Here is a 25,312-nt window from a genome sequence, read left to right as displayed (position 1 = left end):
GCATGAGGATCGGTGTGAACCTTGGCTACTGGGGGCGCGGCACGACGGGCGCCGACCAGGTGGCCGTGGCCCAGGCGGCGGACCGGCTCGGCTACGACAGCGTGTGGGTGGCGGAGGCGTACGGCTCGGACAGCCCGTCGATGCTGGCGTGGATCGGCGCCCTGACCGAGCACGTCGGCCTCGGCTCGGCGGTCATGCAGATCCCCGCTCGCACGCCGGCGATGACGGCCATGACGGCGGCGACCATCGACACGATGTCCGGAGGCCGGTTCCGTCTGGGGCTCGGCGTCTCCGGGCCGCAGGTCAGTGAGGGATGGCACGGCGTGCCCTTCCGCAGCCCGCTCGGGCGCACGCGCGACTACGTCGAGATCGTGCGGGCGGCCCTGCGCCGCGACACCGTCACCCACGCGGGACCCCACTACCCCCTGCCGCTGCCCGGGGGGCCGGGCAAGGCGCTCAAGCTGTCGGCGCGGCCCGTGCGGCCCGACGTCCCCGTCTACCTCGCGGCGGTGGGGCCCAAGAACCTCGAGCTGACCGGCGAGATCGCCGACGGCTGGCTGGCGATCTTCTTCAGCCCCGAGCACGCCACCGACCTGCTGGCGACGCTCGCGAAGGGTCGGCGTACGGGAGGGCGCGGGACCGGCGCCGACCCGATGGCCGGCTTCGACGTCGTCGCCACCACCCCGGTGGTGCTCGTCGACGACGTCGAGGAGGCGGCGAACCACGTGCGCGACTACTGCGCCCTCTACATCGGCGGCATGGGCTCGCGCGAGCAGAACTTCTACAACCAGCTGGCGTGCCGGATGGGGTTCGAGGACGCCGCGGCGCGCATCCAGGACCTCTACCTCGCCGGCCGGCACCGCGAGGCCGCGGCCGCGGTGCCGCTCGAGTTCATCGACGAGACGGCCCTGCTCGGCTCTCCGGCGCGCGTCGCGCAGCGCATCGGCCGCTACGAGCGGGCCGGCGTGACGACCCTGGCCGTCGCCGTCGGTGGGGGGATGACGCGCGACCAGGCGGTCGCCACGCTCCACGCCGTCGCAGAGGTCGCTGGTCTTCCCAGCGAACGCACTGGATAGGGTGCGACATTGTGCCGCGCGGCCGCCGGACCCGTTGGGGGCGGCCCGACCTGTCCCTCTGCGCAGAAGGTTCTCCCTGACCCATGGCTGACCTCAGCTACCTCGACGCCGTCATCCTCGGCGTCGTCGAAGGCCTGACCGAGTACCTCCCCGTGTCCTCCACGGGACACCTGACCATCACGGAGCAGCTGCTCGGGCTCAGGGTCGACGACCTGGCCGTGACGGCCTACACCGCCGTCATCCAGCTCGGCGCCATCGCGGCCACGCTGCTCTACTTCTTCCGCGACATCATCCGTTTCGCGGTCGCGTGGTTCCGGGGGCTTGGCAGCGCCGAGGCCCGCAAGGACCCCGACTACGGACTGGCCTGGGCGGTCATCATCGGCTCGATCCCCGTCGGCATCGTCGGCTTCGTGGCGCGCGACCTCATCTCCGGGGCCCTGCGGAGCCTGTGGGTCGTCGCTGCGGCGCTCGTGCTGTGGAGCGTCGTCATGGTGGTCGCCGAACGCATCCACACCCGCTACGAGTCCCGCGGCGTCGTGCGCGGCGAGCACTCGGTGCGCCCCGTCGACGGTCTCGTCATCGGCCTCGTGCAGTGCTTCTCGCTGATCCCCGGCGTCTCGCGCTCCGGTGCCACCATCTCCGCGGGCCTGGCACGCGGCATCGACCGCGTCACCGCGACCCGACTCAGCTTCTTCCTCGCGATCCCCGCGCTCACGGCGGCCGGCCTCTTCCAGGCGGTCGAGGAGAAGGACGGCCTCAAGGCGCTCGGCACCGGACCCGTCCTCGTCGGGCTCGTCGTCGCCTTCATCGTCGCGTACGCCTCGATCGCGTGGCTGCTCAAGTTCGTCGCGAGCAACAGCCTGCTGCCGTTCGTCTGGTACCGCGTGGCGCTCGGTCTGCTCCTCGTCGTGGGTCTGGCCACGACGGTCATCTCCGCCACCTGACCGGCCGTCGCGACACCGACCACCTCTTCGACGCCTCCACCCGGGCACACGGGTGGGGGCGTCGTCGCTAGAGCCAGCCCGAGCGCTTGAACGCCCGGTAGAGGCCGACGCACGCGGCGGCCATCACGGCCAGCACGAGGAAGTAGCCGTACTGGAACTCCGAGTCGCCGACGTGGATGCTCGCCGTCAGCTCGGGCATGTGCTCGAAGTTCATGCCGTAGATGCCGGCGATCATCGTCGGCACGGCCGCGATGGCGACCCACGCGGAGATGCGCCGCATGTCCTCGTTCTGCTTGACCGACACACTGGCCAGGTGGGCCGAGAGCACGTCGGTGAGCAGCCGGTCGTAGGACTCGACGTGGTCGTTGACGAGCCGCAGGTGGTCGGCGACGTCGCGGAAGAACGGCAGGATCTCGGCCGACAGCATGCCGCCGCGCCCGCGCTCCATGAACTGCGTGAGCGTGTCGGCGAGCGGCTGGCTGGCGCGGCGGAACTCGAGCACCTCACGCTTGAGCCGGTAGATCGTGTTCGCGTCGCCACCCTCGTTCGAGGCGAAGACCTGCTCCTCGATGCGCTCGAGGTCCTTGCGCACCTCGCGGTCGACGACGAGGTAGTTGTCGACGACCGAGTCCATCACGGCGTGCAGCACCGTCAGTGAGCCGTGGCCGAGGCGTTCCGGCTCGGTCTCGAGACGCTGGCGCACGCCGGCGAGCGGGTTGCCCTCGCCGTGCCGCACGGTCACGACGAACCGGTCGCCGATGAAGAGCATCACCTCGCCGGTCTCGATGTCGCTCGTCGCCTCGATGTAGCGCAGCGTCTTCAGCACGACGAAGACCGACGACTCGTACTTCTCGATCTTGGCGCGCTGGTGGCCGTTGACGGCGTCCTCGACCGCGAGCGGGTGCAGGTGCAGCTCCTCGTTGACGAGGGCGAACTCGTCGTCCGTGGGGTCCTTGAGCCCGATCCAGAGGAAGCCGTCCTGGGTCAGGCGCAGCACGTCGAGCTCGTCGCTGAGGTCGCCGCAGCCCTGCCGCCGGCCGTTGCGGTAGATGGCTTTGTCCACGATCACAGCCCTATGTGACCACGGCTCGCTGGGAGCGTCGGTGAGGTGGACGTCGACGCGGCCGTATGCCGGTCGGCCCGGCTGTCGCGTCTAGGCTGGCGCTCGTGCCAACCGTCCTCTTCGTGCGCCACGGCCGCTCGAGCGCCAACACCTCCGGCGTGCTCGCCGGGTGGATGCCGGGCGTCTTCCTCGACGAGACCGGCGAGGCGCAGGCGGCGGCCGTCGGCCAGCGCCTCGCGTCGGCGGTGCTGCCCGTCGCCGAGGTCGTCAGCTCGCCCCTCGACCGGTGCGTGCAGACCGCCGACCTGCTCGCCGCGGCGCTGCCCCGCCATGTCGCCCGCAGCGTGCACGACGGCTTCGGCGAGTGCCGCTACGGCGCCTGGACCGGGCGCCCCATCTCGGAGCTCGCCCGTGAGGAGCTCTGGAAGGTGGTGCAGGACCGGCCCAGCGAGGCACGCTTCCCCGACTCGGCGGCATACCCGGCGGAGTCGATGGTCGAGATGCAGGACCGGGCGCTGCGCGCCGTGCGCGAGACCGACGCCCGCATCCTCGAGACGCACGGCAAGGACGCCGTCTGGGTCGCCGTCTCGCACGGCGACGTCATCAAGTCGATCCTGTCGCACGCCACCGGGGCACACCTCGACGACTTCCAGCGCATCAACGTCGACCCGGCCTCGGTGAGCGTCGTGCGGTACACCAGCCGCAAGCCGTTCGTGCTGCGGCTCAACGACGTCGGGGGAGACCTCGCAGGCCTCCGCCCGCCCGAGAAGCCGGTCGCCGAGGAGGGCGACGCGGTCGTGGGCGGGGGCGCCGGCTCGCTCGGTGGCGTCGGATAGGGTCGAGTGCATGACGGTCCAGGACTTCGATCCCGCTGACCGGTTCGTGGCCGGGACGGTCGGCCCGGCCGGCCAGAGAGCCTTCTACCTGCAAGCGAGCGCGGGCCCGCGCATCGTCACCGTCGGGGTCGAGAAGCAGCAGGTGTCGATCCTCGCCGACCGCATCAACGACGTGCTCGACCAGCTGGCCCCGGTGGCCGCGGTGGAGCCCGGCGAGCCTGGCGGCGCCCCCGAGGACACCGAGCCGTTGCAGACCCCGTTCGACGAGGACTGGCGCGTGCAGACGCTCTCCCTCGCCTGGGACGAGGACCGCCAGAAGGTCGTCATCGAGTGCCACGACCACGACCCCGACGAGGTCGACGACGACACGGACGACGAGGTCGCGCCGCTCGCCCGCAACTCGATCCGGGTCAGCCTCGGCCCGGCCGAGGCACGCGCCTTCGCCCGCCGCACCAACGCCCTCGTCGCTGCCGGGCGCCCGCCGTGCCCGTTCTGCGGCAACCCGCTCGACCCCACGGGCCACGTCTGCCCGCGGGCCAATGGCTACAAGCGCTGAGCTGACGCCGTCGCCGGTCGACCTGACCGGCGAGATCGAGGTCGTCGGCCGCATCACCGACTCCTCCAACCTCGCCGTGCTGGCCACGGTCTCGACGCTGCCGGGTGGGCACGTCATCTACAAGCCGGTGCGCGGCGAGCGTCCGCTCTGGGACTTCCCCGAGGGAACGCTCGCGGGCCGGGAGGTGGCGGCCTGCGTCGTCTCGGAGCTCGGCGGCTGGGATGTCGTGCCACCGACGGTCATGCGTGACGGCCCGCTCGGCCCGGGCTCGGTCCAGCTGTGGATCGGCAACCCGTTCGACCCGGTGGCCGAAGACCGCGTGGTCGACCTCGTGCCCGAGGGGCGCACGCCCGACGGCTGGCGCGCCGTCCTCGACGGCGAGACGCCCGGCGGCGCGTCCGTGACCGTGGTGCACAGCGCGGCCGATGACGTGCGCTCGCTCGCCGTGCTGGACGCGGCCCTCAACAACTCTGATCGCAAGGGCTCGCACTGCCTGCGCGACGCCGACGGTCGGCTCTGGGCGATCGACCACGGGGTCACCTTCTCGCCGACTCCCAAGCTGCGCACGGTCCTCTGGGGCTGGGCCGGCGAGCCGTTCACCGAGGACGACACCCGCCGTCTGCGCCGGCTGCTGCGGGCCCTCGACGACGACGCGACGAGGGCGCGGCTCGACGACCTGCTGCCCGAGGGCGACCTCGAGGCGCTGGCGCGCCGGGTCGGGCGGCTCCTGGAGCGGGGTGTGCACCCGTTCCCCAGCCCCGACTGGCCCTCGGTGCCCTGGCCGCCGCTCTGAGCCGGACGGGCCGGACAGGCCGGACGGGCCGGACGGGGCTGCCGAGGCGCGCAGGCGTGCCTGCCCGACCCACGAACCCCGGGCGGGCCCTCGTGCTGCCGGGAGATACAGTCTCGGGGTGAGAAGCTGGCCGATGCCGTTCATCCCCCAGGTCCCCGGCAGTGCACCCGAGGTGCGGGTCCGCGACACGGCATCCGGCGAGCTCGTGCCCGCCGCCTCCGGTGACGACGTCACCCTCTACGTCTGCGGCATCACGCCCTACGACGCGACGCACCTCGGCCACGCCGCCACCTACGTCACCTTCGACCTGCTCGGCCGCGTGCTCCGCGACAGCGGCCACACGGTCCGCTACGTCCAGAACATCACCGACATCGACGACCCGCTGCTCGAGCGGGCCGAGCGCGACGGCGTCGACTGGCGCGACCTCGCCACCCGCGAGATCGCCCTCTTCCGCGAGGACATGACCGCGCTCGCCGTGATCCCGCCCGACGAGTACCTCGGTGCGGTCGAGAGCATCCCGACCTTCGTCGGCCCGATCGAGAAGCTCGTCGCGGACGGGTGGGCGTACGCCGTCGCCGCGCCCGACGCGTCCCGTGACGGAGCGCTGGACTACTACTTCGACGTCGCCAAGGACCCGCGGTTCGGGTCGGTGAGCCACCTCGACGAGGCCGGCATGCTCGAGGTCTTCGAGGAGCGCGGGGGAGACCCCGACCGCGCCGGCAAGCGCAACCGGCTCGACGCGCTGCTGTGGCGCGCCCACCGCGAGGGCGAGCCCGAGTGGGACGGCGGCTCGCTCGGCTCCGGCCGGCCCGGCTGGCACATCGAGTGCGCCTGCATCGCCCTGGACCACCTCGGCGTGCCCGTCGACGTGCAGGGCGGCGGCACCGACCTGATCTTCCCGCACCACGAGATGAGCGCCGCCCACGCTCGTGCCCTGAGCGGGTCGACCTCCTTCGCCGGCGCCTTCGTGCACCAGGGGATGGTCGGGCTCGACGGCGAGAAGATGAGCAAGAGCAAGGGCAACCTCGTCCTTGTCTCGACGCTGCGTCGTGAGGGCGTCGACCCGATGGCGATCCGTCTCGTCCTGCTGGCCCGCCACCACTCGCACGACTGGATCTACCAGGACGACCAGCTCGTCGAGGCGCAGCAGCGGCTCGACACGTGGCGGAAGGCGTTGTCCGGCAACGGCGGTCCCGTCGCCGACCAGACGGTCGACGACATCCGCGCGGCCCTGGCCGACGACCTCGACAGCCCGCGCGCGCTCGACGCCGTCGACCGGTGGGCCAGCCAGGCGCTCTCACGCGGCGGCGACGACCCGGGTGCACCCGGGGTGCTCGGTCGCGCCCTCGACGCCCTTCTCGGCGTCCGCCTCTAGCACATCGAGAGAACGCTCAGTTGGCGCTCTGAGCGTGCCTGTCGCGTGCAACGCCGATCGAGAGAACGCTTGGTTACCGCGTCCTGGTGACCGACTGTTCTTTCGATCGGAGGGGTGGGCTCGCAACTCCTGTCGAGAGAACACTCCGTCACCCTCGGTGGGTGACGGAGTGTTCTCTCGATCGGAAGGTCGGGCTCAGCGGCCGGTCTGGTCGTCGTCGCGGCCACGGAGGTAGCGCTCGAACTCGCGCGCGATCGCGTCACCGCTGGCCTCGGGGAGCTCCGCGGTGTCCTGGGCCTCCTCGAGGCTCTGGACGTACTCGGCGACCTCCTCGTCGGACTGGGCCAGCTCGTCGACGCCGCGCTCCCAGGCGCGGGCGTTCTCCTCGAGGTCGCCGTGCGGCACGGTGATGCCGAGCAGTGACTCGATGCGGCGCAGCAGGCTCAGGGTCGCCTTCGGCGACGGGGCTGCACCGGCGTAGTGCGGCACCGCGGCCCAGGCCGACACGGTCGGGATGCCGGCCTCGCTCGCGGTGTTGCTCAGCACGCCCACGATGCCCGTCGGGCCCTCGTAGCGGGAGGCCTCGACGTCGAAGCGGTGGATGGCCGCCTCGTCGTCGGCCGTCGCGGTCACCGGGATGGGTCGCGTGTGGGGCACGTCGGCGAGCAGCGCACCGACGGTGACGATGGTCGTGACGCCGAGCTGCTCGGCGAGCTCGAGCAGCTCGATGCAGAAGGCCCGCCAGCGCATCGACGGCTCGATGCCCTGCACGAGCACGACGTCGCGGTCGAGGCCGGTCTCGGTGGCGACGAGGATGCGCGTCGTCGGCCACGACAGCAGACGCCGGCCGTCCTCGATGGAGACACGGGGACGGTTGACCTGGAAGTCGTAGTAGTCCTCGGGGTCGAAGGCGGCAACGACCTCGGCGTCCCACACCTCGGCCAGGTGCCGGACGGCGCTCGTGGCGGCCTCGCCGGCGTCGTTCCAGCCCTCGAAGGCCGCGATGAGCACCGGGTTGGTCAGCTCCGGCACGTCCTCGAACTCCAGCACGTCATCTCCTTCACCGTGGTCGCGCTCGCGTCCACCCCTTCAGCCTAGGACCTGCCGCCCTCACGGAGCCGGAGTCGCCGGAGCCGCCGGGCGCGCCGCCGGGGCTGCCCGCACTGCGGGCGGTGGCGCGGGCCCGGGCCCGAGGTCCGTAGACTCGGGGCGGTCCCGTCCGACGGCGCACACCCCGCGCCGCAGAGAGGAGCCATCGTGTCCTCGTCGCAGCAGCGACCTGATGCCACCGCGACCCTGAGCGAGATCCTCGGGCAGCGCATCATGATCCTCGACGGCGCCATGGGTACGGCGATCCAGCGCGACCGTCCCGACGAGGCCGGCTACCGCGGCGAGCGCTTCGCCGACTGGCCGAGTGACGTGCAGGGCAACAACGACCTGCTCACGCTGACGGCCCCGGAGATCATCGCCGGCATCCACCGCGAGTACCTCGAGGCCGGCGCCGACATCATCGAGACGAACACGTTCAACGCCAACGCGATCTCGCTGTCGGACTACGGCATGGAGGAGCTCGCCTACGAGCTCAACTTCGAGTCGGCCGCGTTGGCCCGCCGCGAGGCCGACGCGATGGCCGCGCGCACGCCCGGCCAGCCGCGTTTCGTCGCGGGGGCCCTCGGGCCCACCACGCGTACGGCCTCGATCTCGCCCGACGTCAACGACCCGGGTGCCCGCAACGTGTCCTACGACCAGCTCGTCGCCGCCTACCTCGAGGCCGCGCGCGGCCTCGTCGACGGCGGCAGCGACCTCATCTTCATCGAGACGATCTTCGACACCCTCAACGCCAAGGCGGCGATCTTCGCCGTCGAGACGCTCTTCGAGGAGCAGGGCCGGCGCTGGCCGGTCGTGGTCTCCGGCACGATCACCGACGCGTCCGGCCGCACCCTCTCGGGCCAGGTGACCGAGGCGTTCTGGGACTCCATCCGACACGTCTCGCCGCTCGCGGTCGGGCTCAACTGCGCCCTGGGCGCCAAGGAGATGCGGCCCTACATCGCCGAGATGGCGCGCATCGCGGACTCGTTCGTCTCCTGCTACCCGAACGCCGGCCTGCCCAACGCCTTCGGCGAGTACGACGAGGCGCCCGAGGAGACGGCGGCGATCATCGGCGAGTTCGCCGAGGCCGGGCTCGTCAATCTCGTCGGCGGCTGCTGCGGCACGACGCCCGAGCACATCGCGGCCATCGCCAAGGCCGTCGACGGCAAGCCCCGTCGCGAGTTCGGACCCATCCCGCCCGCCATGCGCCTGTCGGGGCTCGAGCCGTTCACCATCACCGAGGACAGCCTCTTCGTCAACGTCGGCGAGCGCACCAACATCACCGGGTCGGCCCGCTTCCGCACGCTGATCAAGGACGGCGACTACGACACCGCGCTGTCCGTCGCGGCCCAGCAGGTCGAGAGCGGCGCGCAGGTCATCGACGTCAACATGGACGAAGGCATGATCGACGGGGTCGCGGCGATGGACCGCTTCCTCAAGCTCGTCGCGAGCGAGCCCGACATCAGCCGCGTGCCGGTCATGGTCGACTCCTCGAAGTGGGAGGTCATCGAGGCCGGGCTCAAGTGCGTGCAGGGCAAGGCGATCGTCAACTCGATCTCGCTCAAGGAGGGGGAGGAGTCCTTCCTCGAGCACGCCCGACTCGTGCGCAAGTACGGCGCCGCCGCGGTCGTCATGGCCTTCGACGAGGACGGCCAGGCCGACTCGCTCGAGCGTCGCAAGCAGATCTGCTCCCGGGCGTACCGGCTGCTCACCGAGCAGGTCGGCTTCCCGGCCGAGGACATCATCTTCGACCCGAACGTCTTCGCCGTCGCCACGGGCATCGAGGAGCACGCCTCCTACGGCCTCGACTTCATCGAGGCCACCCGCTGGATCAAGGAGAACCTCCCGGGCGCCAAGGTGTCGGGCGGCATCAGCAACGTCTCGTTCAGCTTCCGCGGCAACAACCCCGTGCGCGAGGCCATCCACGCCGTGTTCCTCTACCACGCGATCGCCGCGGGCCTCGACATGGGCATCGTCAACGCGGGCGCCCTGGCCGTCTACGACGAGGTCGACCCCGAGCTGCGTGACCGCATCGAGGACGTCATCCTCAACCGCCGTCCCGACGCCGCCGAGCGGCTCCTCGAGATCGCCGAGGAGTACAACAAGACCGGCGCGGCCGCCGAGGTCAGCGAAGAGGAGTGGCGCGCCCTGCCTCTGGGCGAACGCATCACGCACTCGCTCGTGAAGGGCATCGACGCCCACATCCAGGACGACACCGAGCTGCTGCGCGCCGAGATCGCCGAGCGGGGCGGTCGGCCCATCGAGGTCATCGAGGGCCCGCTCATGGACGGCATGAACGTCGTCGGCGACCTCTTCGGCTCGGGCAAGATGTTCCTCCCGCAGGTCGTCAAGAGCGCCCGCGTCATGAAGAAGGCCGTCGCCTACCTCATCCCGTTCATCGAGGAGGAGAAGGCCAACGACCCCGAGCTGGCGAAGCAGAAGGACACCAACGGCACCATCGTCATGGCCACGGTCAAGGGCGACGTCCACGACATCGGCAAGAACATCGTCGGCGTCGTGCTCCAGTGCAACAACTACGAGGTCATCGACCTCGGGGTGATGGTGCCCGCGCAGAAGATCCTCGACGCAGCCAAGGAGCACGACGCCGACATCATCGGCCTCTCCGGCCTGATCACCCCGTCGCTCGACGAGATGGTCGGCTTCGCCGCCGAGATGCAGCGCCAGGGCCTCACGATCCCGCTCCTCATCGGCGGGGCGACGACCTCGCGCGCCCACACGGCCGTCAAGGTCGACCAGCGCTACGACGGCCCCGTCGTGTGGGTCAAGGACGCGTCACGCTCGGTGCCGACCGCGGCCGCCCTGCTCAGCGACGAGCTGCGCCCCAAGCTGCTCGCCAAGGTCAAGGACGACTACGACGCGTTGCGCGCCAGGCACGCGACGAAGCAGGACCGCCCCCTGGTGACGCTCGAGCAGGCCCGCGAGCGGCGCAGCGAGATCGACTGGTCCGGCTACCACCCGCCGCACCCGCACCTGCTGCTGCAGCAGGACCACGACGTCTCGTCCATCACGCGGTCGCACCGGGCGTCCCAGCACGTCAAGGTCTTCCACGACTACCCGCTGGGCGAGCTGCGCCGCTACATCGACTGGCAGCCCTTCTTCAACGCCTGGGAGCTCAAGGGCAGCTTTCCCGACATCCTCAACAACCCGGCCAGCGGCCAGGCGGCCCGCAAGCTCTACGACGACGCGCAGGCCATGCTCGACCGCATCGTCGAGGAGCGCTGGCTGCGTGCCAACGGCGTCATCGGCTTCTGGCCGGCGAACTCGACGGGCGACGACATCGAGGTCTACCTCGACGACGAGCGCACCAAGCCGCTGGCGGTGCTGCACCACCTGCGCCAGCAGGGCGACCACCGTGCCGGGGTGCCGAACCGCTCGCTCGCCGACTACGTCGCCCCCACGGGCAGGCGCGACTGGATCGGCGGCTTCGCCGTGACGGCCGGCCTCGGCAGCCAGGAGAAGGTCGCCGAGTTCCGCGCCTCCCTCGACGACTACGACGCGATCCTGCTCGAGTCGCTCGCCGACCGGCTCGCCGAGGCGTTCGCCGAGCGCATGCACGAACGCGTGCGCAAGGAGTTCTGGGGCTACGCGCCCGACGAGCACCTCGACAACGTCGCGCTCATCAAGGAGCAGTACGCCGGCATCCGCCCGGCTCCCGGCTACCCCGCGTGCCCCGAGCACACCGAGAAGCAGACGCTGTGGAGCCTGCTCGACGTCGAGGCCAACACGGGCATGACCCTCACCGAGAGCATGGCCATGGCGCCGGGCGCGTCCGTGTCGGGCTGGTACTTCTCGCACCCGCAGTCCCAGTACTTCGTCGTCGGCCGCCTCGGCCGCGACCAGGTGCAGGACTACGCCGACCGCAAGGGCTGGACGCTCGCCGAGGCCGAGCGCTGGCTGTCCGCCAACCTCGCCTACGACCCGGAGGACTGACCCGGTGACCCTCTCGCAGGCCGCGACCGCCGACAGCGCCGCGCCGACCTATCCCGCCGCCGTCCTGTGGGACATGGACGGCACGCTCGTCGACACCGAGCCGTACTGGATCCAGGCCGAGCACGAGCTCGTCGCCGAGCACGGCGGGGTGTGGAACGACGAGTTCGCCCACAAGCTCGTGGGCAACGCGCTCGAGGTCTCGGCACAGCTGATCATCGACCAGTCCGGCATCGCGCTGACGGTGCCGGAGATCATCGACGCCCTGCTCGGACGCGTCATCGCGCAGGTCGAGCGACGAGTCCCGTGGCGTCCCGGCGCGCGCGAGCTGCTGCTCGAGCTCGGCGAGCTGGGCGTGCCGAGCCTGCTGGTCACCATGTCGTGGCGGTCCCTCGCCGACATGGTGGTCGGCCGGCTGCCCGAAGGCGCCTTCCAGGCCCTCGTCACCGGTGACGAGGTGAGCCACGGCAAGCCGCACCCCGAGCCCTACCTGGCAGCGGCACGTCTCGTCGGGGCTGACCCCGCCGACTGCATCGCGATCGAGGACTCCCCTGCGGGAGTGCGCTCGGCCACCGCGGCCGGGGTGCCGACCATCGCGATCCCGCACGTCGTGCCGGTGCCACAGGTCGAGGGAGCGGTGCACATCGACACGCTCGCGGGCGTCTCGGCTGCCGACCTCACCCGGATCGTGGCGGGGGCGCGGGCGGGGCACTGAGGCGACCCCGAGGCGACCCTGAGCAGTCCCGGCAGCCCCGGCAGTCGTGGCGGTCCCGGCGTCCCTGCCTCAGCGGCCCTTGCGCCGGCCGCGTCCCCCAGCTGCGCCGCCGCGCCCTCGACGAGTGTTGCCGCCGGCCGAGCCCTTCGCCCCGCCCGGGCGCTGACGCGTACGCGGGTGGCGGGCGCCGTCGTGTCCGCCGCCCTTGCGCGTGGAGCCGTCCCGACCGTCCTTGGCGGCCTTTCCACCAGCCTTCCCATCTCCCTTGCCGATTGGGGATGAGGCCGCCGGACCGCGGGTGCTTCGCTCGGTGCGGCCGCGCACGATGCCGATGAACTCCTCGAGGCGCGGGTCGTCGTCGTCGACCCGCCAAGCGAGTCCCACTCGTGACGGGGCCACGCCGACGACGGGCCGGTGCACGACGTCCTTGCGGTGGTGCACGCGAGCCACCGACAGCGGCACGATGACGATGCCGGAACCACTGGCCACGACCGAGATGGCCTGCTTCGCCGACATGGCCGGCATCGCGGCCGACCGCTCGCGGGTCTCCGGCGTCGCAGCCGCCGCCCACTCGGGCACTGCGTCAGGCTGCTGCATCAGCACCTCGGTCGCGAGGTCGGCGACGTCCACCTCGTCGAACGCCGCGACGACGTGCTCCTTCGCCACCACGACCACCGGGACCTCCTCGTAGAGCGGGATGACGTGCAGGCCGTCCTTGTCGACGGGAAGACGCAGCAGCGCCATCGACGCGGTGCGCGCGTGGAGGTGCGCGGCGGCGTCGGCATCGTCGACCGGGACGGCCTCGATGGGGGAGTCCGGCAGTCGCCGCCCCCAGATCCGCAGCCACTTGTCGGGTGTGACGCCGGGGACGAACTCGACCCGGAAGGGCGCGCCGTCGCCCGGCCGGGTCGTGGGTTCCTCTCCTGCAGGCACCACCCGAGCGTAGAGGACCGGCGCCGCCCGAAGCCGACGGCGTCACGACGCCCGTCGGGTACGCCCTAGGCTTGGCCCATGCCTTCGCCCAAGTCCCAGACGATGAAGCCCCAGACGGCCGCGAAGAAACTCGGCGTCCTGCTGTCGGAGACCCCTGCGGACTTCCAGGACGGCGTCGTCAGCCGTGACGAGCTCAACGCGCTGCAGGCCGAGCCGCCCGAGTGGCTCGCCTCGCTGCGTCGCAACGGGCCGCACACCCGTCAGGAGACCGCGCGTCGCCTCGGGATCTCGGGCAGCGGGCTCGTGCGCGCCGGCGTCGGTGAGCACCTGACGACCGAGCAGATCAAGGCACTCCTCGACGAGATGCCCGACTGGCTGGTCGCCGAGCGTGACATCCTCGCGCAGGTGCGCGCCGAGGACGCACGAGTCAAGGCCCGCAACGCCGAGCGCGCCTGAGCAGCAAAGAGGTTCGCTTCCTCAGCGGTGCTGGGCGGTCCAAGCGCCCACCGTCGCGGCCTCGGCGACGAGGTCGGCGACCTCGACGTGGTCGTGCCGCACCAGTCCCGTCGTGACCCGGACGTGGCCCGCCGGGCCGCTGACCGGCTCCACGGAGAAGGGCGAGCCCGGCGTCACGGCGATGCCGTGGCTGGCGAGCCGCAGGACGGCTGCCGCCTCGTCGCGCACGGGCACCCAGATGTTGAGCCCGTCCGACCCCGGGACGGGGATGCCGTGCTCGGCGAGCCGCGTGACGACGAGCTCACGGCGGCGCGCGTACTCCGCTCTGGCAGAGGCGATCTGGCGAGTGCACGCCTCGTCCTTGAGCAGTCCGGCGAGCACTCGTTGGAGCAGGCGGCTGGTCCAGCCCTGGCCGAGGGCGCGCGCGTGCCGCACCGGGGCGAGCAGGGCGCCGGGTCCGCTCACTGCGGCGATGCGCAGGTCGGGACCGTGCGACTTGCTGAAGCTGCGGATGTGGAGCACCTGGTCGGGGATCCACGCGCCGAGGCTGATCGGTGACGACGACGAGATCGGCCCGCTGGAGTCGTCCTCGATGACGATGCAGTCGCGGCCCTTCAACAGGGTGGCGAGGCGACGGGCCCGGGTGGGTGACATGGAGATCCCCGTGGGGTTCTGACCCCGTGGCTGCACCACGACGGCAACCGGGCGGCGGGGGAGCAGCGCCTCGACGCGGTCGAGCTCGATCCCCGTCTCGTCGAGCGGGACCCCGACGACGTCGACGCCGCGGTCCTCGAGCAGGTCGAGGAGCGGGGGGAACCCGGGGTTCTCGACCAGCACCAGGTCGCCCGGCCGGAGCGTGGCGCGGGTGACGAGGTCGAGCGCGTCCATGGCGCCGTCGACGACGAGCAGGTCCTCCGCGGCATACGGCCAGTCGCGCCGCAGCTCGGTCCGCAGCTCGTCCAGCACCGGGTCGTCGAGGTAGCTGCTCGGTGTGGCGGGGTCGTCGAGGCCGGCCAGCACCGTGTGCAGGGACGGCAGCAGCAGGCCGTCGGGGATGCCGGTCGACAGGTCGAGGCTGACGGGTGACTCGTGGCGCAGGGCGCGGCTGTAGCGCTCACCGCCGCGTGTCGTCGGGGCGACGGTGGTGCCGCGCCGTCCGTCGGAGCGGATGGTGCCGGAGCGGGCGAGCAGCTGCCAGGCGGCGCTGACCGTCGTCGGCGACATCATCAGCTCCTCCGCCACCCGTCGGATCGGTGGCAGCTGGTCGCCGGGCAGGAGCGTCGCGTCGCGGATGGCCCGCGACACCGCCTGGGCCAGCCCCTTCGCGGTGGGCGCGTCGAGGCGCTCCTCGATGGCCGAGATCGTCGCGCGCATGTTCGTAACATAGCAATGTGCGCTTTGTATGGTGCAAGACTGGAACGTAATGTTGCGGGCATGACGACGCCCACCGTGACGACCATCGACCACTGGATCCAGGGGGCGCGCGTGCCCGGCACCTCCGGCCGCACCGCACCCGTGCACGACCCCGCCACGGGGCGGCAGACCGGCGAGGTCGCCCTGGCCTCGGCCGCCGAGGTGGATGCCGCCGTCAAGACCGCTGCCGCCGCGAGCCGGGAGTGGCGCGCGAGCTCGCTGTCGAAGCGGGCGGCCGTCCTCTTCGCCTTCCGCGAGCTGCTCCACACCCACACCGACGAGCTGGCCGCGATCGTCACGGCCGAGCACGGCAAGGTGCTCTCCGACGCCGTCGGCGAGATCGCCCGCGGGCTCGAGAACGTCGAGTTCGCCACCGGCGTCCCGCAGCTGCTCAAGGGCGGCTTCTCCGAGCAGGCCGCCTCCGGCGTCGACGTCTACAGCATCCGCCAGCCCCTCGGCGTCGTCGCGGGCATCACGCCGTTCAACTTCCCGGTCATGGTGCCGCTCTGGATGTGCGCCAACGCCATCGCCTGCGGCAACACGTTCGTGCTGAAGCCCAGCGAGAAGGATCCGTCTGCCTCGCTGTTCCTCGCCGAGCTCTGGAAGCGCGCCGGACTGCCCGACGGCGTCTTCACGGTCGTGCACGGCGACAAGGAGGCCGTGGACGCGCTGCTCGACCACGACGACGTCGCCGCGATCAGCTTCGTCGGCTCGACGCCGATCGCGAAGTACATCTACGAGCGCGGCACCGCCAACGGCAAGCGCGTCCAGGCCCTCGGCGGGGCGAAGAACCACGCCCTCGTGCTCCCCGACGCCGACATCGACATGGCGGCCGACGCGATCGTCTCGGCCGCGTACGGCGCGGCCGGCGAGCGCTGCATGGCGCTGTCCGTCGCCGTCGCGGTCGGCGGCATCGGTGACGAGCTGGTGCGGGCCGTCTCCGACCGACTGCCCGCGCTGAAGGTCGGACCCGGCTCCGCCGAGGGCACCGACATGGGCCCGCTCATCACGGCCGAGCACCGCGACAAGGTGGCCGGCTACGTCGCGGAGGGCGCCGCGGCCGGCGCCACCGTCGTCGTCGACGGCCGCGAGCAGGACGTGCCGACCGACGGCTTCTTCCTCGGCATGACACTGCTCGACGGCGTGACGCCCGACATGACCGTCTACCGCGACGAGATCTTCGGACCCGTGCTCTCCGTCGTACGCGTCGACACGTACGACGAGGGGCTGGCCCTCATCAACCGCAACCAGTACGCCAACGGCACCGCCATCTTCACCCGCGACGGCGGGGCGGCCCGCCGCTTCCAGAACGAGGTCGAGGTCGGCATGGTCGGCATCAACGTGCCGATCCCCGTCCCCGTCGCGTACTACTCGTTCGGCGGCTGGAAGGACTCCCTCTTCGGTGACACGCACATGTACGGCCCCGAGGGGATCAGCTTCTACACGCGCGGCAAGGTCGTCACGCAGCGCTGGCCCGACCCGGCGACGTCCACCGTCGACCTCGGCTTCCCGCGAACCCGCTGACCGCGCCGACAGACAGGAGCATCCCCACCATGACCGACCTGGACCGCCGGACCGTCGTCAAGGACCTGCTCGACCAGATGGGCGAGGACGAGGTGCGCGCGCTCGACCGCGCCCACGTCTTCCACTCGTGGTCGGCGCAGGGGCTCATCGACCCACTGCCGATCGCGCGCGCCGAAGGCTCGTACTTCTGGGACTACCAGGGCAAGCGCTACCTCGACTTCAGCAGCCAGCTCGTCAACGTCAACATCGGCTACAACCACCCCAAGGTCGTCGCCGCGATCCAGGAGCAGGCCGGCCGGCTCGCGACCATCCAGCCCTCCTTCGCCAACGACGCGCGCAGCGAGGCGGCCCGGCTCATCACCGAGGTCTCCCCCGAGGGGCTCTCGGCGGTGTTCTTCACCAACGGCGGCGCCGAGGCCAACGAGAACGCGATGCGGATGGCGCGCCTGCACACCGGGCGCCACAAGGTGCTGGCCACCTACCGCAGCTACCACGGCGCGACCGCCGGCTCGATCACCCTCACCGGCGACCCACGACGCTGGCCCTCCGAGCCCGGCTACCCCGGGGTCGTGCACTTCTGGGGTCCCTACACCTACCGCTCGGCCTTCCACGCCCAGGACGACGAGCAGGAGCGCGACCGAGCCCTCCAGCACCTGCGCGACACGATCATGGTCGAGGGTGCCCACACGATCGCCGCGATCATCCTCGAGACGGTCGTCGGCACCAACGGCATCCTCGTTCCGCCCGACGGCTACCTGCAGGGCGTTCGCGACCTGTGCGACGAGCACGGCATCATGCTCATCGCCGACGAGGTGATGGCCGGCTTCGGTCGGTGCGGCGAGTGGTTCGCGGTCGACCACTGGGGCGTGCGGCCCGACCTCATCACCTTCGCCAAGGGCGTCAACTCCGGCTACGTGCCGCTCGGAGGTGTCGTCATCTCCGACGAGATCCGCGCCACCTTCGACCAGCGTGCCTTCCCGGGCGGCCTCACCTACTCGGGCCACCCGCTCGCGTGCGCCTCGGCCGTTGCCTCGATCAACGCCTTCCGTGAGGAGGGCATCATCGAGAACGCGCGCACGCTGGGCAGCGACGTCATCGGCCCCCGACTGCGGGAGATCGCGGCGAAGCACCCGAGCGTCGGCGAGGTGCGTGGCCTCGGCGTCTTCTGGGCCGTCGAGCTCGTGCGCGACCGCGAGACCCGCGAGCCGCTGGTGCCCTACAACGCCGGCGGTGAGGCAGCCGCACCGATGGGCGCTTTCGCCGCCGCGTGCAAGGAGCGGGGCCTCTGGCCCTTCACCCACTTCAACCGCACGCACGTCGTGCCGCCGTGCACCACGACGCCGGCCGAGGCCGAGGAGGGGCTCGCCGTCCTCGACGAGGCCCTGTCGGTGGCCGACGAGTTCACCGTCTGACCCGCGGGAGAGGGGGGCGTATGCCGTCCGGCGCGGACCTGCGGGTCGGCACCGGACGGCATACGGCCCCGGGTGGCGCGAACGGGGCGGAGGTCAGGCGTCGATCTCGACGAGGCCGGTGACGGCGGGATCGACGGCGCGCTCGGCAGCGTCGACCGGCAGCGGCGGTGGGGTGCCGCCCCAGGCTGGGCACAGGGCGCGGTGCTCGCACCAGTCGCAGAGACGGCTCGGGCTCGGGCGCCAGTCGCCGGTGGTGGCTGCCCGCTCGATGGCGGTCCAGAGCGCCTTGACCTTGCGCTCGGTGCCGAGGAGGTCCTGCTCGTCGGGCTCGTAGGCGACGATCTCGCTGTTGCCGAGGTAGACGAGCTGGAGCCGCTTCGGGATGACGCCACGCTGACGCCACAGCACGAGCGCGTAGAACTTCATCTGGAACAGGGCCTTGGCCTCGAAGTGCTCGGAGGGCGAGCGCCCAGTCTTGTAGTCGACGACGCGCATCGCACCCCCCGGCGCCACGTCGAGGCGGTCGACGTAACCGCGCAGCACGAGGCCGTCGATCTCGGTCTCGACGTAGAGCTCGCGCTCGGCGGGCTCGAGCCGCGTGGGGTCCTCGAGGCCGAACCACGTCTGCAGCAGGGAGGCGGCGCCGGCGAACCACTCGTCGGTGCGGCCCTGCTGCTCGGCCAGCAGCTCGAGCATCGCCGGCTCCTCGTCGGCGAGCCGCTGCCACTCCTGCGGCACGAGGGCGACGGCGGCGTCGATGGTGCGCTCGGCGGCCGGGAGGTCGAAGAGCCGCTCGAGGACGGCGTGGACGAGCGTGCCCCGCGCTGTCGCCTGGGTGGGCGGCGACGGGAGCTTGTCGATGACCCGGAAGCGGTAGAGCATCGGGCACGACATGAAGTCGGAGGCCCGACTCGGGGACAGCGCTGAGACCATGGCCAGACTGTATGCCGCAGCGGCGACAGGGCCCCGACTCGACCCGGACTCGACCCGGACTCGACCCCACAGGCGGCGCACGGGACCGGCACGGGCCGGGCTCAGCGGGGCAGGCCCTAGGGTTGAGGTCATGAGCACTCCCGCCCGCCGGAGCACCTCCCACGGGTGGCGGATCGGCAGCCTCGCCGGCACGCCGGTCTACCTCGGCCGCTCGTGGCCGGTCATCGCCGTGCTCATCGTCGTGGTGTTCGGTCCGAACCTCGCGCGCGCCGACCGCGGGCCGGCCTACGGCTACCTGCTCGCCGCGGGCTACGCCGTGCTGCTGCTCGTGTCGGTGCTCGTGCACGAGGCCGCCCACGCGCTCGCCGCGCAGTGGCGCGGCCACCCCGTGAGCCGCATCGTCGCCGACGTGTGGGGCGGCCACACCGTCTACGACGCCACGCGCACGTCCCCGAGCACGACGGCCATCGTCGCGGTCGTGGGGCCGCTGTCGAACCTGCTCCTCGCCGCCCTCGTCTGGGGCATCCGTGCGCTCACCACGAACGAGACCGCCCTCACGCTGCTCGGCATCGTCGCCTTCGCGAACCTGCTCGTGGGGTTGTTCAACCTGTTGCCCGGGCTGCCGCTCGACGGCGGCCAGATCGTCAGCGCGCTCGTGTGGCGCGCGACGGGCAGCAAGGGACGAGGCCTGGTGGCCGCCGGCTGGCTCGGGCGCGTCGTCGCGGTGCTCACGGTGGCCTGGTTCGCCCTGCGGCCCCTCGTCGAAGGGCGCTCGTCGGACATCTTCGGGATCGTGTGGCCGGTGGCGATCGCGTTCTTCCTGTGGCAGGGCGCGTCGGCTGCCGTCCAGACCGGGCGCATCCACGAGGTCACGTCCGGTCTCGCGACCGAGGTGCTCGAGCCCTTGGTGCTCGTCGCCGGAAGCACCCCCGTCTCCGAGGTCCAGACGGCGGTGGCGCAGGGTGCGCACGTGGCTGCCGCCGACCCCGCCGGGTGGCCGCTGGGACTGGTGGACGCCGAGTCCGCCGTGCGGGTGCCGGCAGAGGCACGCGGCCGCACGGCCGTCGCCTCGGTCACCATCGCCCAGCCCACGGCATGGGTGGTGGCCCTGGCCGCCGACGCGGCCCTGACCGACCTCATCCGGGTGATGAGCGAACGCGACCTCTCGCAGGCCGTCGTCATCGATGACGACACGCGTGACGTGCGGGGCCTGGCCACGGCAGAGCGCATCAACGCGGTGGTCGGTGCCGAGCTCGGACGCCGCGGTCGTCGCTGAGGGTCTGTCTCCCGCTCCGTCCACACCCCCTCTGCTCAGGGTGCTGTCGTCCACAGGACGCCCGAGAGCGGTGCGCCGCGTGCGTGCCGTGGGCCAGCGTGGGGCCAGTGCCCGAGGGTCGGGCCGGAGGGAGTGACCATGGGCACGAGCAGGACCGCCACCGCGACGGTCGGAGGGGCGGCGGCCGCGGCGGCGAGCGCCGCAGCAGTCGGACGCAACGAGGTCGCCCTCGCCGGACGGGTCGCGGCTGCCGCCGAGGAGCGCGAGCTGCCGAGCGGCGACCGGATCGCGACCCTACGACTGGTCGTGCCTCGAGCAGACCCACCACGTCGGCGCAAGGACGCGGGGGAGGGGGCGCGCCGGGCCACCGTCGACACGATCGACGTGGTGTGCTGGACGGCCGCCACGCGTCGCACCGCCCTGCGCCTGCAGGCGGACGACCAGGTCGAGCTGGAGGGCGCGCTGCGGCGCCGGTTCTTCGGGGGTCCCGGCGGCTGCCTGAGCCGCTACGAGGTGGAGGCGAGCGCGCTCCGACGCGTGTCCGGGAGCCGCTCCGTGGGCACCTAGACTGTGCTCCCATGACCGACGCCGCACAGTCCCTCGTCACCGGTGCAGCCCACAACCGCCGCGGCGTCTTCGAGGTGGGGGAACGGGTGCAGCTGACCGATCCCAAGGGCCGGCTGCACACCATCACCCTCGAGCCCGGCCGTGAGTTCCACACGCACCGCGGGTTCCTGCGGCACGACGACCTCATCGGCTCGCCCGACGGCTCGGTGGTGACCAACACCGCCGGCGTCGAGTACCTCGCGCTCCGTCCCCTCCTCAGCGACTACGTCATGTCGATGCCGCGCGGGGCAGCGGTCGTCTACCCCAAGGACTCCGGCCAGATCGTCCAGATGGCCGACATCTTCCCGGGCGCGACGGTCGTCGAGGCCGGGGTCGGCAGTGGGGCGCTGTCGATGTCCCTGCTGCGCGCCATCGGCGAGAACGGACGCCTGCTGTCGTTCGAGCGCCGCGAGGACTTCGCCGAGATCGCCCGCGGCAACGGCCGCGCCTTCTTCGGGGGTGACCACCCCGCCTGGACCGTCACGGTGGGTGACCTCGTCGCCTCGCTCCCGCAGGTCGCCGAGGGCGGCACGGTCGACCGCGTTGTGCTCGACATGCTCGCCCCTTGGGAGTGCCTCGACGCCGTGTCGGAGGCGCTCATCCCCGGCGGCGTGCTCATCTGCTACGTCGCCACCACCACCCAGCTGAGCCGGGTCGCCGAGGGCATCCGTGCCCACGGCGGCTTCACCGAGCCCTCCGCCTGGGAGTCGCTGGTGCGCGGCTGGCACCTCGAGGGCCTCGCCGTGCGGCCCCAGCACCGCATGCACGGCCACACCGGCTTCCTCATCACGACGCGCCGCCTCGCGCCGGGCGTCGAGGCACCCGGGCGCAAGCGGCGCCCGGCCAAGGGCGCCTACGGTGACAACGGCGCCGCGGACGGCACCACGACGACGCCGGGCGGAGCGGGCGATCAGGTCGCCGGTTCCACCGCGTCCACGGACATCCCGGCCGATGCCTGGACCCCTGAAGCGCTGGGCGAACGGGTCAAGAGCGACAAGACGATCCGGCGCCTCCGGCGATCAGTGGCTGAAACGTCCGATGACTTGGGGTGACGCGGGGTTAGGGTCGAATCGTCACTATGTGCGAGTGACGGATGAGGAGGCCGAGATGTCTGACGACGTCCGCAACCCAGACGCTGAAGGTGCCGCCGGCGCCGGAGCCCCCGATGTGGGGGACCGCGAGCTCGCAGCCCTGCGTGCCGAGGTCGAGTCCCTGCGTGAGGTGGCGCGGCACTCGCCGCAGCGCACCCGCGAGCTCGAGGCCCGGCTGGCTCACGTGCAGACGAGCCTCTCGACGCTCTCGTCGCAGAACGAGCGGCTCGTGCGCACGCTCAAGGACGCGCGCGAGCAGATCGTCACCCTCAAGAAGGAGGTCGACCGGCTCGCCCAGCCGCCCAGCACCTACGGGCTGGTGGTCGACGCTCCCGACGACGGCGCCGTCGACATCCTCACGGGTGGACGGAAGATGCGCGTGGCGATCAGCCCGTCGGTCGACCAGAAGGAGCTCGGGCTCGGCCGCGAGGTGATGCTCAACGAGGCGCTCAACGTCGTCTCGGTCCACGGCTACGAGCGCGTGGGCGAGGTCGTCACGGTCAAGGAGCGCATCGAGCCCGACCGCGTCGTCGTCGTGACGCACGGCGACGAGGAGCGCGTGTGCCGCATCGCCACGCCGCTGCTCGACGAGCGCATCCGGGTCGGCGACTCCCTGACCCTCGACCCGCGCTCCAACTTCGTGCACGAGCTCATCCCGAAGCTCGAGGTCGAGGAGCTGGTCCTCGAGGAGGTGCCCGACGTCGACTACGCCGACATCGGTGGTCTCGCCGGCCAGATCGAGCAGATCCGTGACGCGGTCGAGCTCCCCTTCCTGCACCCCGAGCTCTACAAGGAGCACGCCCTCAAGCCGCCCAAGGGGGTGCTGCTCTACGGCCCTCCCGGGTGCGGCAAGACGCTCATCGCCAAGGCGGTGGCCGCCTCGCTCGCGCGCCAGGTCGCGGCCCGCACGGGCAAGCAGACGGAAAAGAGCTACTTCCTCAACATCAAGGGCCCCGAGCTGCTCAACAAGTACGTCGGTGAGACCGAGCGGCACATCCGCCTGATCTTCCAGCGTGCTCGCGAAAAGGCCTCTGACGGAACGCCCGTCGTCGTCTTCTTCGACGAGATGGACTCGCTCTTCCGCACCCGCGGTTCGGGTGTGAGCAGCGACGTCGAGACCACGATCGTGCCGCAGCTCCTCGCCGAGATCGATGGCGTCGAGCGGCTCGACAACGTCATCGTCATCGGTGCCTCCAACCGTGAGGACATGATCGACCCGGCGATCCTGCGGCCGGGACGTCTCGACGCCAAGATCAAGATCGAGCGGCCCGACGCCGAGAGCGCGCGAGACATCTTCAGCAAGTACCTCACCGACACGCTGCCGCTCCACGAGCACGACCTCGCGGTCAACGGCGGCAGCCGCGACGCGACCGTCGAGGCCATGATCACGGCGGCCGTCGAGCGGATGTACTCGGAGATGGAGGAGAACCGCTTCCTCGAGGTCACCTACCAGGGCGGCGACAAGGAGATCCTCTACTTCAAGGACTTCAACTCGGGCGCGATGATCCAGAACATCGTCGACCGGGCCAAGAAGCTCGCGATCAAGGACTTCCTCACCACCGGCCAGAAGGGCATCCGCGTCGAGCACCTGCTCGCCAGCTGCGTCGACGAGTTCAAGGAGAACGAGGACCTGCCCAACACGACCAACCCCGACGACTGGGCGCGCATCAGCGGCAAGAAGGGCGAGCGCATCGTCTACATCCGCACGCTCATCAAGGGCAAGGACGGCACCGAGCCGGGCCGTTCCATCGCGACGGCCAACACCGGCCAGTACCTCTGACCCGGAGAGCAGCCAACCGCCGGAACACGGTGCCCACTCGACCTTCCTGGGTCGGGTGGGCACTGTGCCGGCTCGGCAAGGTACCCGTTCGACGGTGGGGCGCGGCGGGTGGGTCAGGTGCGCACGGGGGAGCGGCGGGCGGCATACGCGCCCAGGGCTCGCCAGCCGAGCAGGAAGGCCGCGAGCACGACCGAGGCCACCACGACGAAGCTGGCCGCCGTGCCCGAGCCGACGGCTCGACGCAGCACGATCCCCACGAGCACCGTGGCGAACCAGACCGTCACGCCCGGGGCGAGGTCGACCGGCCAGGTGCGGCGCATGACCCGCACCACGATCCAGCCCAGCGCCGTGCCGACGAGGAACGGCCACGCCGTGGCGAGGGCGCCGACGACGGGGTTGGTCTCGTCGTGGCTGGCGCGTCCGACGGCAGCGAACACGACGACGAGCACGACGTCGAGAAGGAGGGCGACGCCAGGGTGCCGCCACCAAGGGGTGCGGCTCATGCAGGCGTCTCGAACGGCAACTTGGCCTGGGGCGGCGCGTGGGTGGGGTCGACGCCCTCGAAGAGCGAGCTCACCGAGCGGCCGTGGTGGATGCGGCTGATCGCCTCGGCGAAGAGGGCCGACACCGAACGCACCGTGAGCTCGGGCCAGCCGTCGGGGGCGGGCACCGTGTCGGTGGTGACGACCTCGGTGACGAACGGGTGTTCACGCAGCCGCTCGACGGCCTTGCCGGCGAAGAGCCCGTGCGTGCAGACGATGGCCGCCTCGGTGGCGCCGGCGTCCTTGAGGCGGTCCATCAGCTCGAGCATCGAGCCGCCGGTGGCGATCTCGTCGTCGAGGATGATCGCCCGTCGGCCCGCGACATCGCCGACGATCGAGTCGATGACGACGCGGTCGTCGGCGACGCGCTGCTTGGAGCCGGCAGCGACGGGCAGGCCGAGCAGTCGGGCGAACTGCGTGGCCACCTTGGCGTTGCCGAGGTCGGGGCTGACGACGATCGAGTTCGTGAGGTCGGCGTCGCGGAAGTGGTCGGCGAGCACGCCGATCGCGGTGAGGTGGTCGACGGGCGTCGAGAAGAAGCCGTGCACCTGCGGCGCGTGCAACGCCATCGTCAGCACCCGGTGGGCGCCCGCGGTCGAGATCATGTCGGCAACGAGACGGCCGCCGAGCGAGATGCGCGACGCGTCCTTCTTGTCGGAACGGGCGTACGCGTAGTGCGGCATGACGGCGGTGATCTGCGCCGCGGAGGCGCCGCGTGCCGCGTCGATCATGAGGAGCAGCTCCATGAGGTGCTCCTGCGTGGGTGGCACGAGCGGCTGCACGATGTAGACGTCGCGCTGCCGGCAGTTGGCGAGCAGCTGTGCCTGGAGGCAGTCGTTGCTGAACCGCTTGATGTCGACGGGGGACCGCGTGACCCCGAGGTGCGAGCAGATGCGGTCGGCAAGGGCGGGGTGCGCCGAGCCGCTGAACACGACGACATCGTTCACTTAG

Annotated in this window: 22 protein-coding genes; 15 read left to right on the top strand and 7 right to left on the bottom strand. The window is 71.5% G+C overall.

Translation table 11 applies throughout. The features are described 5' to 3' along the window. Nucleotides 1–2: 2 nt before the first annotated feature. The gene (locus ACYVNR_RS12070; RefSeq protein ID WP_045188139.1) at nucleotides 3–1,076 is read left to right on the top strand and encodes an LLM class F420-dependent oxidoreductase; all 1,074 of its coding nucleotides are present in this window, start codon (nucleotides 3–5) and stop codon (nucleotides 1,074–1,076) included. Between the two features lie 83 nt (nucleotides 1,077–1,159). Next, a complete protein-coding gene (locus ACYVNR_RS12065; protein ID WP_045188137.1) occupies nucleotides 1,160–2,020 on the top strand; it encodes an undecaprenyl-diphosphate phosphatase in 861 nt (286 codons plus the stop codon). A gap of 67 nt (nucleotides 2,021–2,087) precedes the next feature. Here the strand turns inward: ACYVNR_RS12065 and corA are convergent, their stop codons facing one another. After that, nucleotides 2,088–3,089, bottom strand: coding sequence for a magnesium/cobalt transporter CorA (gene corA / locus ACYVNR_RS12060; RefSeq protein WP_045188134.1), 1,002 nt, complete (start codon nucleotides 3,087–3,089; stop codon nucleotides 2,088–2,090). Nucleotides 3,090–3,187: 98 nt separating this feature from the next. Here corA and ACYVNR_RS12055 point away from each other — a divergent pair, with 98 nt between their 5' ends. The 4 genes from ACYVNR_RS12055 to mshC all read left to right on the top strand — a co-directional run bounded on the left by ACYVNR_RS12055 (nucleotide 3,188) and on the right by mshC (nucleotide 6,643). Beyond that, a complete protein-coding gene (locus tag ACYVNR_RS12055; protein ID WP_461048250.1) occupies nucleotides 3,188–3,919 on the top strand; it encodes an MSMEG_4193 family putative phosphomutase in 732 nt (243 codons plus the stop codon). A gap of 10 nt (nucleotides 3,920–3,929) precedes the next feature. Continuing rightward, nucleotides 3,930–4,475, top strand: coding sequence for a DUF3090 domain-containing protein (locus tag ACYVNR_RS12050; RefSeq protein ID WP_045188132.1), 546 nt, complete (start codon nucleotides 3,930–3,932; stop codon nucleotides 4,473–4,475). Continuing rightward, nucleotides 4,459–5,268: an SCO1664 family protein gene (locus ACYVNR_RS12045; protein WP_458799937.1), complete on the top strand. Its 810-nt coding sequence runs from the start codon at nucleotides 4,459–4,461 to the stop codon at nucleotides 5,266–5,268. The genes ACYVNR_RS12050 and ACYVNR_RS12045 overlap by 17 nt, the downstream gene beginning before the upstream one ends. A 118-nt stretch (nucleotides 5,269–5,386) precedes the next feature. Continuing rightward, on the top strand, nucleotides 5,387–6,643 hold the full coding sequence (gene mshC / locus ACYVNR_RS12040) for a cysteine--1-D-myo-inosityl 2-amino-2-deoxy-alpha-D-glucopyranoside ligase (protein ID WP_045188128.1): 1,257 nt from the start codon (nucleotides 5,387–5,389) through the stop codon (nucleotides 6,641–6,643). A gap of 195 nt (nucleotides 6,644–6,838) precedes the next feature. On the opposite strand, the gene ACYVNR_RS12035 is transcribed toward mshC, so the two are convergent. Next, on the bottom strand, nucleotides 6,839–7,693 hold the full coding sequence (locus tag ACYVNR_RS12035) for a PAC2 family protein (protein WP_045188126.1): 855 nt from the start codon (nucleotides 7,691–7,693) through the stop codon (nucleotides 6,839–6,841). Nucleotides 7,694–7,900: 207 nt separating this feature from the next. On the opposite strand from ACYVNR_RS12035, the gene metH reads away from it, so the two are divergent. Both metH and ACYVNR_RS12025 read left to right on the top strand, forming a co-directional pair. Further along, entirely contained in the window at nucleotides 7,901–11,683 is a 3,783-nt protein-coding gene (gene metH, locus ACYVNR_RS12030) for a methionine synthase (RefSeq protein WP_461048249.1), read from the top strand. A 4-nt stretch (nucleotides 11,684–11,687) separates the two neighbouring features. Further along, nucleotides 11,688–12,395, top strand: a complete 708-nt coding sequence (locus ACYVNR_RS12025) for an HAD family hydrolase (RefSeq protein WP_458799940.1) — start codon at nucleotides 11,688–11,690, stop codon at nucleotides 12,393–12,395. Nucleotides 12,396–12,464: 69 nt separating this feature from the next. On the opposite strand, the gene ACYVNR_RS12020 is transcribed toward ACYVNR_RS12025, so the two are convergent. Further along, nucleotides 12,465–13,328 (bottom strand): LysR substrate-binding domain-containing protein, encoded by an 864-nt coding sequence (locus ACYVNR_RS12020; RefSeq protein ID WP_461048248.1) that lies wholly within the window; start codon nucleotides 13,326–13,328, stop codon nucleotides 12,465–12,467. A gap of 78 nt (nucleotides 13,329–13,406) precedes the next feature. Between ACYVNR_RS12020 and ACYVNR_RS12015 the strand changes: the two genes are divergently transcribed. After that, nucleotides 13,407–13,784 (top strand): DUF5997 family protein, encoded by a 378-nt coding sequence (locus ACYVNR_RS12015; RefSeq protein WP_045188121.1) that lies wholly within the window; start codon nucleotides 13,407–13,409, stop codon nucleotides 13,782–13,784. A 21-nt stretch (nucleotides 13,785–13,805) separates the two neighbouring features. Here ACYVNR_RS12015 and ACYVNR_RS12010 read toward each other — a convergent pair whose 3' ends face one another. Then, nucleotides 13,806–15,158, bottom strand: a complete 1,353-nt coding sequence (locus ACYVNR_RS12010; RefSeq protein ID WP_461048247.1) for an aminotransferase-like domain-containing protein — start codon at nucleotides 15,156–15,158, stop codon at nucleotides 13,806–13,808. A gap of 60 nt (nucleotides 15,159–15,218) precedes the next feature. Between ACYVNR_RS12010 and ACYVNR_RS12005 the strand changes: the two genes are divergently transcribed. Continuing rightward, a complete protein-coding gene (locus ACYVNR_RS12005) occupies nucleotides 15,219–16,721 on the top strand; it encodes a CoA-acylating methylmalonate-semialdehyde dehydrogenase (protein ID WP_461048246.1) in 1,503 nt (500 codons plus the stop codon). A 29-nt stretch (nucleotides 16,722–16,750) separates the two neighbouring features. Then, the gene (locus tag ACYVNR_RS12000) at nucleotides 16,751–18,133 is read left to right on the top strand and encodes an aminotransferase class III-fold pyridoxal phosphate-dependent enzyme (protein WP_461048245.1); all 1,383 of its coding nucleotides are present in this window, start codon (nucleotides 16,751–16,753) and stop codon (nucleotides 18,131–18,133) included. Nucleotides 18,134–18,226: 93 nt separating this feature from the next. Here the strand turns inward: ACYVNR_RS12000 and ACYVNR_RS11995 are convergent, their stop codons facing one another. Further along, entirely contained in the window at nucleotides 18,227–19,066 is an 840-nt protein-coding gene (locus tag ACYVNR_RS11995) for a RecB family exonuclease (protein ID WP_045188115.1), read from the bottom strand. Between the two features lie 130 nt (nucleotides 19,067–19,196). Between ACYVNR_RS11995 and ACYVNR_RS11990 the strand changes: the two genes are divergently transcribed. From ACYVNR_RS11990 to arc, 4 genes are all read left to right on the top strand, one after another. Then, complete coding sequence (locus ACYVNR_RS11990) at nucleotides 19,197–20,342, top strand: site-2 protease family protein (RefSeq protein WP_458799947.1); 1,146 nt, start codon at nucleotides 19,197–19,199, stop codon at nucleotides 20,340–20,342. Nucleotides 20,343–20,480: 138 nt separating this feature from the next. Further along, nucleotides 20,481–20,909, top strand: coding sequence for a single-stranded DNA-binding protein (locus tag ACYVNR_RS11985; protein ID WP_461048244.1), 429 nt, complete (start codon nucleotides 20,481–20,483; stop codon nucleotides 20,907–20,909). A gap of 11 nt (nucleotides 20,910–20,920) precedes the next feature. After that, complete coding sequence (locus ACYVNR_RS11980) at nucleotides 20,921–22,000, top strand: tRNA (adenine-N1)-methyltransferase (RefSeq protein WP_461048243.1); 1,080 nt, start codon at nucleotides 20,921–20,923, stop codon at nucleotides 21,998–22,000. Between the two features lie 55 nt (nucleotides 22,001–22,055). Next, nucleotides 22,056–23,819: a proteasome ATPase gene (arc, locus tag ACYVNR_RS11975; protein ID WP_461048242.1), complete on the top strand. Its 1,764-nt coding sequence runs from the start codon at nucleotides 22,056–22,058 to the stop codon at nucleotides 23,817–23,819. Nucleotides 23,820–23,932: 113 nt separating this feature from the next. Here the strand turns inward: arc and ACYVNR_RS11970 are convergent, their stop codons facing one another. Together ACYVNR_RS11970 and ACYVNR_RS11965 are read right to left on the bottom strand one after the other, a co-directional pair. Beyond that, entirely contained in the window at nucleotides 23,933–24,322 is a 390-nt protein-coding gene (locus tag ACYVNR_RS11970; protein WP_461048241.1) for a DUF3054 domain-containing protein, read from the bottom strand. Further along, nucleotides 24,319–25,308, bottom strand: coding sequence for a ribose-phosphate diphosphokinase (locus tag ACYVNR_RS11965; RefSeq protein WP_461048240.1), 990 nt, complete (start codon nucleotides 25,306–25,308; stop codon nucleotides 24,319–24,321). The genes ACYVNR_RS11970 and ACYVNR_RS11965 overlap by 4 nt, the downstream gene beginning before the upstream one ends. Nucleotides 25,309–25,312: the final 4 nt, after the last annotated feature.

The sequence above is a fragment of the Terrabacter koreensis genome (assembly GCF_054783315.1).
This window is presented reverse-complemented; position numbering and strand designations above follow the sequence as displayed.